This is a genomic window from Paenibacillus anseongensis (assembly GCF_009757995.1).
Lineage (GTDB): Bacteria > Bacillota > Bacilli > Paenibacillales > NBRC-103111 > Paenibacillus_E > Paenibacillus_E chondroitinus.
In genome coordinates this window covers 94,079-107,600 of the sequence record NZ_WSEM01000016.1, presented here as the reverse complement: position 1 = coordinate 107,600, position 13,522 = coordinate 94,079, and the positions used below count along the sequence as shown (strand labels likewise).

The following is a 13,522-nucleotide window of genomic DNA, read 5'->3' as shown; positions in this document are numbered from 1 at the left end:
GCTTTACATGCCAAACCAATCCGAATTTACCAATCGCCTGGCCGAATGGGGCAACGGCAACCAAACGCTTAATGCGAATTTCCAACAAGATGCTGCATTCCAATCCATGCGCGAAATCGCGTTGAAGCTTGATAAAACGGCGTTTATTGCAAAGGTGAAGGATCACGTGCCTTCGGGATCGGACGAGGAAAAGACGGCTTTCGCTGTAAACCTGCATCGCGAGCTGTTTAATATGGAGCCGACAGCTTTGCTAGTCAACCTGATCAAAGATCGGAACGTTTCGATCCTGAACAGTGCGATTGGTGCAAATGTCGCGACTGTTCTAGAAAAGCAGCCCGAATTCAATATATGAATGACCTCAATTTATGAAGTTATTAACGATGAAGAGGCATTAAAGGACATCCCGCTGGATAACCATCAAACGGTGATTACCCAGCTCAAAACGTTGCAGCGCATCGCGGCGATCAGCCCGGAAACGGATGCGTTGCCGGTGCTGTATAACGAGAATTTACATTCTGCCATGCAGATTTCTACGATTCCGCAAGCGCAATTCAAGACTATGATGAGCAAGAGCGGGGTGGACGACAACACCATCATGGGCATTCACGCCAATGCCCAGATGGCTCGCGTCCGCAACGAACAAGCGATCCTGGCGTTAAGCGATACCTATAGAGGCACGGGCGTAGCCATGATCGACAATAGTTTGGACAAAGCCGACTCCTCCAATCTGGATAACCATAATTTGTGTTGGGACATGCTGTTCGACGCCGCCGATTTCTGCGAATGCGAAGAGTGCACGTCCATCTATAGAACGACCAGCAGGCCTTGGAGAAGAAATCTCTTTTCGACATTCTGCAGCATCTCAAGCTGTCCACCTAAAATGGGAATACCTTCATACGCTACAAGTCTGTACATTTTAGTTCAAATGAGGTTAAATCTTCAAGATTCAAGTTAATAAGTATCCAAAACGAAGGAGAGCCGTCTTATGGAAAAACTCGACTTATTCAAAGCCAATCTCAAATCCGATAGTCAAGTAAAGACTTTGGAGAATTTATTCCAAGCCAACAACGGAAATTGGGAGGCCATTAAAGCGGTTCTCGCCAACGACGAAAGTTTTGAGCCGGAAATAAATAAGCTTGAATTCACGAACCGGTTGATCGATTGGAGCAAAGGAAACACGAATCTCGTCTCTACCTTTCAACAAGACCCCGAAGTCTCTTCCATGCGCGATATTGCAGTCAAGCTCACCAAGCAACAGTTCGTCGACAAAACGGTGGCTTTAGCACCATTAGAGTCCTACGAAGACAGGCTTGCGTATGCCCAGAGCCTGCATCGCGAACTGTTCCGCATGGAGTCGACGGCGATGCTAACAAGCTTGATCAGAGACCCGAAAGTACCTATTCTAAACGACGCCATTGGCGGCAATGTCGCACAGGTACTGGACAAGCATCCCGATTTCAATATCAAAACGACTTCAATTTATGACATTCTGAACAACGACAAGGCGCTGGAAGATATCCCTTTCGAAAATCACGAAGCGGTGACGACCCAGCTCAAAACGCTGCAGCGTATAGCCGCCGTAAGTCCGGACGTGGATGCGGTGCCCGTACTATACAATACGAAGATGCTGTCGGCCATGCAAATCTCCGCCATGCCGCAAACGCAATTCCAAATGATGATGAGCAAGAGCGGCTTGGAAGGGAACACCCTTGTCCAAATTCATACGAACGCGCAAATGGTGCGGTTGCGCAACGAGCACGCCATTCAGTCGATAAGCGAAGCGTACAGAGGCACGGGCATCGCCATGATCGACAATAGCATGGGCAAGCCCGAGCAATCGCCAAAGGACCGTAATTTATCCTGGGACTTGCTGTTTGGCGATGCCGACTTCTGCGAATGCGGAGAGTGCACGTCCGTCTATAGCGCGGCTGCCTATTACGTGGAACTGCTTCAATATATTCGCAATAACAATCTGGATCCCGATCTCGATGCCCTGGACCCGCTTAAGAAGAAGGCGGACCCGAAAGATATATCAGGCACGCCTCTCGAGAAGCTGTTCGATCGCAGGCCCGATTTGGGTTGTCTGAAGCTCACTTGCGAAAATACGAACACCGTCTTGCCGTATATCGATTTGGCTAACGAGGTGATGGAAAATTTCGTGGCCTTCAAGCGCCTTAAAGCGTTTAACGTGGAAGACGAAACGAGCGGGGAGCTGCTTGCCGAGCCCCAAAATACCGAATATCAGGCGTATTGCATTCTAAAAAATGAAGTGTATCCGTTCACTCTGCCTTATCATCAACCAATCGACGCCGAAAGAATCTATTTGAAGCATCTGGACACGAGCCGTTACGAACTGATCAAGACGTTCCAGAAAAAGGTAAAGAATGGAGATGACGAAGTCGTTCGGCTGAAGAACGAAGCATTGAACCGAGCCGCCGACGCGGAATTTCTAGGACTCACGTTGGAAGAATACGTGATTCTGACCCAAGAGTGCTTCGAAACCAAAGACCTGATGGACAAGCTCAAAAAGAAAAACTTCACCGATGACGAATATCGGCAAACGATTGGCGTCAAACCAGTCAGCAAATACTACGGCTTTGACGACGATCAAACGATGATGGGAGACGAGGGGCTTACCCTCATCAAGAAACAGTTTCTGCGCCGCACTGGCATCGACTACGTGAATTTAGTAGAGCTGCTAAAGACGGAATATATTAACCCGAATATGCCCAAAGGCAAATCCAAAGCGATCATGGAGAGCCTGCATTTGAACTACCGGTTTCTGCAAAACTACGCCAAAGCAAACGGTATAGACATAATGGCGGACCTTCTCGTCAATTACGAAGAGTTGGCAGCTCTGGTACCCACGCTGAAAGAAAAGGTAGCAGTACTTATCGGCCGCAAAGTTACGGGGTGTGCGGATTCCGACCCAAACAAGCCGGATATCTCCGATAAAGACATCCGGCGCTGGGTGAAGTGCGAATTCGCGAAAGCGGGCAAAATGATCGTCATCGAAAGCGGAAGAGGCTGCGCGAACGGCAAGGTTTATAAATCGGTTCGAGAGATTGCAACTCGAGAGTTTGCAACAGTCATAGATTGCAAGATCTATAATGATGACGGCGTCGAACAAGGTGCAATCGATAGAAAAACCGGTAAGGTATCCCTTAACGAACATGCTTGGCTAGATGCCAATATTTTGCAAGGCGCTTCTTTCGTCAGCGATAAAGGCGAGAAAGGCGTCTTTATGGCCATGGACGGAAAACAGCATTTGATCTACACGGAACAAAAAGACAGCTGCGATCTCGATACGGCACTGCTTCAGCATTTGGACGGCACGCCCTTAACGGTCGAAGAATACGACCGCATTCATCGTTTCTTGCGCCTGTGGCGCAAGCTCGGGTGGACGATCTCCGAGACCGATCAAGCGATTGCGGGCTTGAGCCATGCGAACTCCGTTGCGCAGCAAAATAACGCGCCTGAAGAAGAAACGCTATGCGAAAATTGCGGGGAGGATGACTGCGACTGTTGCGAAGATTGCAAGGATTGCGAAGGTAGCGGCGGCAATATGATCAAGCATCCGCTAGCCATTAACCCGAATCTCATTCATCAGCTTGTCGCCGTTAAGAAACTACTGGATCAAACCAGTCTCGAGCTGGACAAGCTGCTGACTTTTTGGAGCCCAATCGGCACCGTGGGAGAAAAATCGCTCTATGAGCGATTTTTCCTGACTCATAACGTGCGGGGCATCGACAAGATTTTTAAGGCGGACGACAACGGTCATTATTTGTTGGCAGACACTTCCTTGCTCGATCATGTTCCGGTAGTGATGGCAGCCCTTAATCTCTCCGCGGATGACATTCAAGCCATCATACAAGATGCCAAGTTGGATAATAAGCTCACGCTTAGCAGCCTGTCCACCCTCTACCGCTATCGTCTATTATCCAAAGCGCTAGGCCTTAGAATACCAACATTTATTCGAATACTGCCGTTATTCGAACCTCTCTTTGCGGACGCCCATTCCACGCTTCTGTTCCTCAAACGTTGGGATCGTATGCAAGCAGCCGGATTTACTCCGCTGCAGCTGAATTACATCATTAGGGGCGTGGACGATGAGAATAAACCTTTTGCCCCCTCCGAGCTCAACGTATTGCAGTTTAGCAAAACACTGTATGACGGCCTCAATGCCATTGACGAAGTGCACCAAAATTTAAAAGCCGACCCCGCCATTCAAGATCCGGCTGCACAAATGCTGAATATCCAGGAGCAAGCGACTGGAGAACTCGTCCGTTCCAAGGCAAGTCTGCTATTTGAAAGCGGCATGGTGGATAAAATCGTCGGTATTTTGGAAGGCACAAACGTATTCAAGACCAAAGCGCCCTCCAAATTGAACATCGCGTTGAAAGACACCCAGTCGCTCAAAAACAAGCTCCAATACGACCCATCGACAGGAATCCTGCAGATTACGGGTATATTGACCGAGGCCGAAAAGAACGACTATAAAGCTATCGATAATAGCCTCGAGTGGGCCAATGCTTTTGTTCGCATTCAAAAGCAGCAGGACAAAATGTTCAACGAACTTTTGGCCTGCGTGATCGAACAAGCGCAAACGGACACCGATAAACCGCGAATCATTACCCTTTTTCATTCCGGCGACATCAGCAAGCCGCTCGACAAAATACCGGATGGAGAAGCCGATCCGAATACCGCTGGCCCCAAACGGGCAGCTTTCCTGGAAATCTATCTTCCCTATTTGCGCCAGCAGCTCTCCCATCGTTTCGTGATCAATACGCTTGCCGGGTTTGTCGGGCTCGATGCCAAAATCGTCGAGGCCTTGGTTTCGGAGGTTTTGAAACAGGACGCGTCCGATGAGCCGATTTACGGCATCTTTGAAAATATCAAAGAAAGCGCGAACCCTAATGAAGCGAAGTGGGAGGTGTACGTGAATCCTGCTTCCGATGCCCTCTATACTTTCGTTGTTAGAGACAGCGACACCGAACCTGCCGTCAGCATGGATGGGAAAGCTCTTGTTTTTACCGAACAGGAGGACCTGGTAAACGGGAAAGAATGGTGGAGCGACACCCAAACCTTGCATGCCGGCACGTTGGTGAATTTGGTTGCCTCGGGTATTCATATTACTCAAATCTACTGGAAGACGCCGTCAACGGAAGTCAGTGCGATCCCTTCCACGGCATTCATTCCGGGGTTCGCGACCAAACGCTGCGAGCCCGCCCTAATCGCACTGAAAAAAGCGGCCATGCTAATTTCCACGTTTGAATTAAGCGAGGACGAAATCCGATTTATAGACGGGAACAAAGGAGACTTCGGTGGCTTTGAGTTTAAAGCCCCTTCCCCTGAACAGTGGCGACGCTTGGAGGCTTACGTCCGGTTGCGGAATTCGTTGCCGCAGGCGAAATTGAACATGCTCGGCTTTTGGAAATGGATACGCGATCAAGATTCGGACAAGAACGAGCTTCCGGTTAAAATCGCAGAGCTGACGACTTGGAAGCCGGAACGCATTAAGAAATTGATCGCGGCTTCCCACTTTGATCTTGCCAACCTTGAAGATTATCGCAATGAACAAAGCCTTCTGAAGCTGCAAAAAGCGTTGGCCGTGGCCGACAAAATCGGAGTTGACATCGACCTGCTCTTCGATTGGGCGGTACCGGGCACTAAATTTAACGTTCGCCGCAAGATCGCCGACAGCATCAAGCATGCGATTCGAGCCCGTTACAACCAGGCGGACTGGGAACAAGTCGTTAAGCCGCTGAGCGACGAGCTTCGGAGCAATCAGAAGCAAGCATTGATCGCCTATTTGTTACAACAAAAAGAACTGATCGAGCGGAACGTGATCGATGCGAACGGACTATTCGAATATTTCCTCATCGATGTGCAGATGGAGCCGGTCGTGGAAACCTCGCGAATTAAGCAGGCGATCTCGTCCGTGCAATTGTTCGTGCAACGTTGCTTCCTGGGTCTCGAAAAAGGTATCCTTCCCGAACTGTTGGACAGACCGCGTTGGGACTGGATGCAGAATTACAGGGTTTGGGAAGCGAACCGCAAAGTGTTCCTGTACCCCGAGAATTGGATCTTATCGAATCTTCGGGACGACAAAAGCCCCTTCTTCAAAGAACTGGAAAGCGAGCTACTCCAAAAGGATATTACGAAACAAAACGTCACCGATGCGCTAAAGAACTATCTTTACAAATTGGATGAAGTGTCCAACATGGAGGTCGTTGGGTTATACGTCGAAGGAACGGCAACCGACGAAAATGCCAAGCTGCATATTTTCGCCCGTACTCGCAGCGCACCGCATATTTTTTATTACAGGTACGTGGAATTAAAGGGAATGAACTGGTATCCGTGGGAGAAGATGCAGGTCGACATTCCAAGCTACGAAGTGGAAAAGTCACTCCTCAAGGACACCGGAAGCTTCCTTACGCCAGTCGTATGGAATGATAGATTGCTCGTCTTTTTCCCGCAAATTATGAAGAAAACACAATCCGAGGATCTGAACGGCATCAACGTTAAATCGTATGCTGATGATCCCGGCAGCTTAGCGCAGCCAACGGAATACTATGAAATCAAAATGGCGTGGAGCGAGTACAGAAACGGTAAATGGACGCAGAAGCAAGTGAGCACCGGCGCCGTCTTTACTCAGCCTATTGGCACGTATCACGATCTTCAGTATTGCAGGTTCATTCCCATCGTAAGTGATAGTAGCGTAATCATCAATATTGGTGATCAATGGGGATTGGATCCGTCGTACCAAGGAGCATTCGAGTTTAACGGTTCCGCTCTGGTATCGACAAGTGCAAAGTTGTTGAATGAATCTTTTAATATCAATTATTTTAATCAAGACAACTTCGACAACATGTATTCCTGGCAAATCGATCCCGTCAGTCTTCAAAGACAGAATACGACTATTTATTTTCATGAAGACAACGCCAAAGAAATGGTTCAAGGTCTATATCCGGAAGACACCGACTTTTACTATTCCAATTCCAAGGATTTATTGCAACTGATGAACTCTGGCAAACTGGAGGCCTTCTTCAATCGGAATTTGACGATACCGGACGTCAATTTCGGTCCTTATCAGCCGGCCAACTTGCCGAAAGGGACTAATTGTATCTACCACGAGCTTAAAAGACCTTATTCGCTTTATACTTGGGAGTTGTTTTTCCACACGCCTGTTATGATAGCCAATACGCTCAGTAAAGCCCAGCATTACGAGGAAGCGATGAACTGGTACCATTACGTCTTTAATCCTTTTGCGGAAGGATCGGGCGCCACGCGCTTTTGGCAGTTCATGCCGTTTCGGAACATCAATAGCCAACGGGTACTCGATAATATATTCGACAATCTCAAACCGAATACGGAGGATCAAGCCATCAACGAATGGCGGGACAAGCCGTTTATGCCTCACGTGGTGGCGCGCGGCAGGCCTGTTGCTTACATGAAATGGGTCGTGATGAGCTACGTTGACAATTTGATCGCATGGGGTGACTACCTTTTCCGTCAGGATACGATCGAATCGATCAACCAAGCCATACAATGTTACGTGTTGGCAGGCCATATATTCGGTCCGCAGCCTATGATGATTCCGAAGCGAGGGAAGATTCAACCCCAAACCTATATGAGTTTGCTGGACAAGTGGGATGCGTTCGGCAACGCAATGGTCGAACTGGAACTGGTGGCGCCGTTCAGCAATCAAACGGATTTGCCGATCGGCTTGGCGAATCGAGAGCTTGCTTCCGCCAATATTTACGGCACGGCTTCGTCGCTGTATTTCTGTATCCCCAACAACCCCAAGCTGATGGGTTATTGGGATACGCTAGCCGACAGATTGTTTAAGATTCGAAATAGCCAAAATATCGAAGGGGTTTTCCGGAAGCTACCGTTGTTCGAACCGCCGATCGACCCGGCTCTGCTCGTACAAGCCGCGGCTCACGGGCTAAGTCTAGCTTCGGTATTGAACGATCTTCATACGCCGATGCCGAACTACCGCTTCTATTATTTGCTTCAGAAGGCACTGGAATTGTGCAACGAGCTGAAGGCGTTGGGCGGCGCTATGCTTTCCGCCAAAGAAAAACTAAACAACGAGACGATTACGCTCCTCCGGGCCAAACACGAGGGAGTCATGCAAAATCTCCTCATGGAAATCAAGAAGAAGCAGCTGGACGAAGCACAGAAAAACCTCGAGAGCCTGAGGCAAAATCGCGTATCGCCCGAATTCAGAATGAAATATTACTTGAAATTAAGCGGTCTCGACGAAAGCTTGGTTCCTTCGGATACGGTCGAATTCAACGGAGTTCCCAACGAGATCGTGACGGTAGACGGGGATAGCGGGTTGAAGCTCATTCCATTTGAAAAGGAAGACATGGAAAAAGCGAGCGAAGCGCAGGACTTTACTCGTTGGTCGGGCATTTCGGAGACACTGGCCGGTGCATTACATCTGATTCCGAATTTCACCATGGACGGGAAACCGTTTGGCGTAGGAGCAGGCGTTGCTTGGGGCGGTAGTTTTTTTGGATCGGCTGCGCAGGCCGTGGCCAAAGGCTTGCAAGTCAGGGCCAGCGACTTGTCGTTCGGGGCTAATCAAGCGGGCAAGAAGGGCGGGTTAACCCGCGCCCTTCAAGATCGAATTCACCAAGCCAGTTCGGCCGGATTCGAGCTCAAACAGATTGACAAGCAAATTATCGCCAATCTCATCCGAATCGAAATTGCGAACCAAGAAATCGCCAACCAGCAAAAGGCGATTGATAACGCCAACGAAGTGGAAGATTTCATCCGAAACAAATACTCGAACGAAGAGCTATACGTCTGGATGGCTGATAACTTAAATACGCTGCATCACCAGGTATACACCTTGGCTTACGAGCTTGCCAAAAAAGCTGAGCTCGTCTATCGCTTTGATAGAGGCGTCACCAGCACCAATTTCATCCAATCTGGTTATTACGATGCTGGTCGGAATGGACTGCTCGCCGGTGAGCAGCTATACGTCGGGCTGAAGCAACTGGAAGCGGCTTATCAGCAAGAGCGAGGCTACGATTACGAAATCGTCAAGCCAATCTCTCTTTACCAAATCAATCCGCTTGCCGTCGTCCAACTCAGAGAAGCCGGCAAATGCGAATTCACGCTGCCGGAAGTGTTGTTCGATATGGATTATCCAGGTCATTACAAACGCCGCATCAAGTCGGTATCCCTTTCGATTCCTTGCATCGTCGGACCTTACACCGGTGTTAACGCGACGCTAAGTCTGCTCGAGAACAAGTTTCGAAACACTTCAATTGGGGGCAAAGACTACGTGGAAGATACCGAACAGACGGACGGACGATTCAGCACATTCAATATTCCGATCAGCGCGATCGCGGCCAGCAGCGCTCAGAACGACAGCGGGGTGTTCGAGCTTAGCTTCAAGGACGAAAGGTACTTGCCGTTCGAAGGAGCAGGGGTCATCAGCAGGTGGCGTCTCGAAATGCCGAACTTCCGGCAATTCGACTACAGTAAAATCTCGGACGCGATTTTGCATGTCAAATACACATCCTGCGAAGGCGGAGAGCGGTTGAAATCCGGAGCGATTAAGTCTTTGTCGAAGCAGCTCGAGAATATGGAGCAGGAACTGAACGAAACGGGCCTGCACATCGCTTTGAACTTGAAACACGATTTGCCCGGCGAATGGAACGTGCTCCGCAAAAACGGCAGCGTCGATCTGAAGATCGATAAAACCAGATTGCCTTTTATGGCGCAAACTCTTAAAGCCGCTATCGAAAACGTCATGTTCGTGGCCAAAGTCAAGGATGATCCGGTCGGCTTTACGATAAAAATCGATGAAGCAAACCTATTGCTTAACCGGATCGACGATTGGAATGTTTGCTTTGGGAATCAAGAGGATTTATCACTTGATCAATCTTTTGCATTATCCGTGGGTGTGGATCAGATGAAAAACTTAGAAGAACTGATGTTAATCGTGAAGTATAAGTTTTAACTAAGAAAGAATAGCAAGGGGTTAGTCGTTGCCTCCCGCCACATCGAGCACCTATGAAGATTCAGAGATTTCGTTGCATTGTCGGGTGACAAGAACATTATCTCATTAATTGCCGCGTGAATCGCGGTTTTTTTATTTTATGGGATCAAGTTCTTGTCAAAACCCAATGACAAGAACTTGATCCCATTTCCGATTTTGACAAGAACTTTATCTCATTCCCGACGGAAGGCCAAGGGGAGTATTTTCCAAATGATTAAACTAACGGGCAGTATAGCTCCAATATATAGTAATCTACAAAATGGCAAAGGGCAGACAGTTACTGCCTTTTTTGTATTTACCGCTTGACTTGGTGTTAACACCAAGTTGTAACATGAGCGATGTAATGTTCTAAAGCGTAATGATGCACGTCATTCCGCTCAAAAAGAGAAGGATAGGTGAGAAGAAATGACCGTACAAATGAGGAAGGTAGCTTTGATTACGGGAGGCAATAGAGGGCTTGGATTTGAAACAGCCCGCCAATTGGGGAGTCTAGGGTATACGGTTCTGCTAGGAGCGAGAAACAAGGAGCAAGGGGAAGAAGCGGCAGCAAAACTGCAAGCCCAAGAAATTAATGCGCATTGTATCGAACTGGATGTGACCGATCAAGCCACCATTGACGCAGCAGCTCAGAAAATCTCAATGGAATATGGAAAACTGGATGTGCTTATTAACAACGCAGGAATTGGTGATATTCATAAATTTACGGATCTGAGCGTAGTAGATTTAAAGAGATCATTTGACACGAACTTTTTTGGCGCGTTCTCGGTCAGTCAAGCTATGCTCCCCCTCATTGAAAAATCGGATGCCCCGCGAATTGTCAATATTTCAAGCTCCATAGGATCTATAACGCTGCATAGCGACCCGGCTAGCGGCGTATATCCTTTAAAGGCATTGGCCTATAGTAGTTCCAAAACTGCACTAAACCAGCTTACCACTCATCTTGCTTTTACTTTGAAAGGTACCCCTGCTAAAGTAAATTCTATTTGCCCTGGTTTTGTTGCTACCGATTTCAATAACGGATACGGCGATCTGACACCGGAACAAGGTTCACGAATCATTGTCCGTTATGCTACACTTACGGAAGAAGGTCCCACGGGAGGCTACTTCAATGAGCAAGGCGTAATTCCTTGGTGACTTTACTTCATGAAGATAGAAGGTCTTAGGATGGGCAGCGCCGCCGCTTTTTCAATCAAGGAAATCTCAAAAATGACCGGATTGACAGAGGATGCACTCCGCTATTACGAGAAGATCGAACTGCTTCCCCGGGCGAAAAGAAGAGAGAATGGCCGACGAGTGTATAACAAGGAAGACATGCAGTTAATGGAGCTTATTATCTGTCTGAAGAAGATGGGTGTCTCTCTTAAAGATATAAAAGAGTTTGCATCTCTCTCCTACAAGGAAGACATCCTGTCTGCACCCGAAGTGCATGATAAAGTTCAATCGTATAGAAGGAAGCTCCAAGACCAAATCGATTATTTGCAGAAAATTTTAGGCGTACTGGATTACAAAATTGCGAATAAGAAAAGCCTACTGAAGGATTCGTAACATTAAATTCCGTAGATTGCTTGGATGGCGATGTAAATAGCATATGCAATGACAGAACACTGTGAAAGCGACTACCGGTGTTCTGTATTTTTTTATGGGAACCAGTATTCGGCATGGTTCTTTATATTAACAGCGGCCAATAATTCTTGACTGTCCAGTCTGGGCAGCACCCAAGTTACTTTGTTGAAAGATAAGGGAGTAGATTGCCATTCCGGCAGCTGCCCTTTTCAATGAAGTAATAGGTAGTTTAGCGTATCAAGGTTCAATTCCTTAAACTAAGTCTTTCTTGAAGAGAGACATACTTTGAGATATCTTATTATAAGAAAATGCAGAGAGGATAGTGGACGAAGATATGAAAACAATCGCTGTATACTGTGGATCAGGCACTGGAAATGACCCTATTTATATGAATGAAGCAAAGAAATTAGGGGAAGTTTTGGTAGCGCATGGATTGGATCTTGTATACGGAGGAGCAACAGTCGGCTGTATGGGTGCTGTTGCCGATGCAGTCATGGAGTCTGGTGGCAAGGTTATCGGAGTTATACCGAAAAAACTGGCTAATGTGGAAATTGCTCACGAACACCTAACAGAACTTCATATCGTTGAAACTATGCATGAAAGAAAAGCTTTAATGGCAGAGCGTGCTGATGGATTTATCGCACTCCCTGGTGGGACCGGCACGTTAGAAGAATGGTTTGAAGTCTTTACATGGGCTCAGCTAGGATATCACAATAAACCATGTGCGTTACTAAATATCAATCAATACTACACGCCGATGGTATCGCTTTTTGATCATATGATTGAACAAGGGTTTGTAAAAGAGCCGTATAAAAATTTAATTGTAATTGACGATGATTCAACAAACTTAATAGAGAAGCTAAAGAACTATAAAGCGGAATATATACATAAATGGTAGCTCCTTTCAGCTATGGATAACATTAGCTCAACAAATAGATGTAAGAGGAGTTAACCATGTCACAACAACGTAAAATTATTTCTACCATAACCATATTCTATACAATTCTGATTCTTTATTTTTTATTTTTCGCTTTCGGTAGAGTGGGTGGTGCCGCGGAGCGCTATACCTTTATTTTTTTACCAGACAATTTCTTTAAATTGCCAAGTATATCTGATCTTCTACATCCTACCCTGATGGATTTCGTAGGATTTGGAAACATCGCGGCTTTCATCCCTTTCGGCATATTGATTCCATTGTTATATCGGATCACTTTTATTCGATTCATTACATTGTTCATCCTGTCGATTCTCGTGATGGAAACCATACAGGCACTAACATTTCTCGGCAGCTTCGATGTTAACGACGCCATTATCAACTCATTAGGTGCAGCAGTCGGTTATGGGGGGTACAAGCTTGGTTTTCGTACCAAAAATATTTGGGGGAATATTGCTGCCGCCGGCATTTCCTGTATGGTTCTTCTAATCGGCGTATGGGGATTGTGTGGGATTGTAGATAAAGCGTCCACTAAAGAAGAAGGTCCCTTTGTGGCGATCAACGAATTGAAAGACAGCTCCGGAAATTCATCAACGGGGGAAAAAACAAATAGCTTTAAAATTAGTGGTCAAAACGTAACCCCCCGCTATAATATGTATGGCATCGAAGGTAAGAATATTGAAACGTACATGTATACGTATAAGGAGAAGTTTATTTTCTACTTGTATTATGGAATACCCGATCAAACGGATTATTTCGGAAATATCCGAGTTTCCGTCGATGGACGTGAGGTAATGACCGGCTCTGGAGAAGATCAACACCGTTATCCGGAACTGTTCCCTGCGATGTGCGAGATTCCTGTCGAAGCGGGGAGCCAGCTCACGATAACCATTGAGGGGAACGAAAAAATATGGGATGTTGGGTATAGGAAAATGAAATATTTCTGGAACTGAGTCAATCGTCGTACATATAGGTAACAGATCTTTCATTGCTCAATTTAT

At 47.0% G+C, this 13,522-nt stretch carries 7 protein-coding genes; all 7 read left to right on the top strand.

Annotation, left to right across the window (positions count from 1 at the left end; genetic code table 11):
• Window positions 1-7 precede the first annotated feature (7 nt).
• The 7 genes from GON05_RS16780 to GON05_RS16750 all read left to right on the top strand — a co-directional run bounded on the left by GON05_RS16780 (window position 8) and on the right by GON05_RS16750 (window position 13,474).
• The gene (locus GON05_RS16780) at window positions 8-352 is read left to right on the top strand and encodes a hypothetical protein (protein ID WP_157320151.1); all 345 of its coding nucleotides are present in this window, start codon (window positions 8-10) and stop codon (window positions 350-352) included.
• On the top strand, window positions 353-955 hold the full coding sequence (locus GON05_RS16775) for a hypothetical protein (protein WP_157320150.1): 603 nt from the start codon (window positions 353-355) through the stop codon (window positions 953-955).
• A gap of 30 nt (window positions 956-985) precedes the next feature.
• On the top strand, window positions 986-9,985 hold the full coding sequence (locus GON05_RS16770) for a Tc toxin subunit A-related protein (RefSeq protein WP_157320149.1): 9,000 nt from the start codon (window positions 986-988) through the stop codon (window positions 9,983-9,985).
• 444 nt (window positions 9,986-10,429) lie between these two features.
• Window positions 10,430-11,158 carry an SDR family oxidoreductase gene (locus GON05_RS16765; RefSeq protein WP_157320148.1) on the top strand — a complete coding sequence of 243 codons (729 nt, stop codon included), beginning with the start codon at window positions 10,430-10,432 and terminating at the stop codon, window positions 11,156-11,158.
• A 9-nt stretch (window positions 11,159-11,167) separates the two neighbouring features.
• Complete coding sequence (locus GON05_RS16760) at window positions 11,168-11,569, top strand: MerR family transcriptional regulator (RefSeq protein ID WP_246239214.1); 402 nt, start codon at window positions 11,168-11,170, stop codon at window positions 11,567-11,569.
• A gap of 352 nt (window positions 11,570-11,921) precedes the next feature.
• Window positions 11,922-12,485, top strand: a complete 564-nt coding sequence (locus GON05_RS16755) for an LOG family protein (RefSeq protein WP_157320147.1) — start codon at window positions 11,922-11,924, stop codon at window positions 12,483-12,485.
• A 56-nt stretch (window positions 12,486-12,541) separates the two neighbouring features.
• Entirely contained in the window at window positions 12,542-13,474 is a 933-nt protein-coding gene (locus GON05_RS16750; RefSeq protein WP_157320146.1) for a VanZ family protein, read from the top strand.
• The last annotated feature ends 48 nt before the right edge of the window (window positions 13,475-13,522 follow it).

Excerpts from the sequence above, each read along its gene's own strand:
- GON05_RS16760 (WP_246239214.1), top strand. The coding sequence starts at position 11,168 with ATGAAGATAGAAGGTCTTAGGATGGGCAGCGCCGCCGCTTTTTCAATC.
- GON05_RS16750 (WP_157320146.1), top strand. The coding sequence starts at position 12,542 with ATGTCACAACAACGTAAAATTATTTCTACCATAACCATATTCTATACA.
- GON05_RS16775 (WP_157320150.1), top strand. The coding sequence starts at position 353 with ATGACCTCAATTTATGAAGTTATTAACGATGAAGAGGCATTAAAGGAC.
- GON05_RS16755 (WP_157320147.1), top strand. The coding sequence starts at position 11,922 with ATGAAAACAATCGCTGTATACTGTGGATCAGGCACTGGAAATGACCCT.
- GON05_RS16770 (WP_157320149.1), top strand. The coding sequence starts at position 986 with ATGGAAAAACTCGACTTATTCAAAGCCAATCTCAAATCCGATAGTCAA.
- GON05_RS16780 (WP_157320151.1), top strand. The coding sequence starts at position 8 with ATGCCAAACCAATCCGAATTTACCAATCGCCTGGCCGAATGGGGCAAC.
- GON05_RS16765 (WP_157320148.1), top strand. The coding sequence starts at position 10,430 with ATGACCGTACAAATGAGGAAGGTAGCTTTGATTACGGGAGGCAATAGA.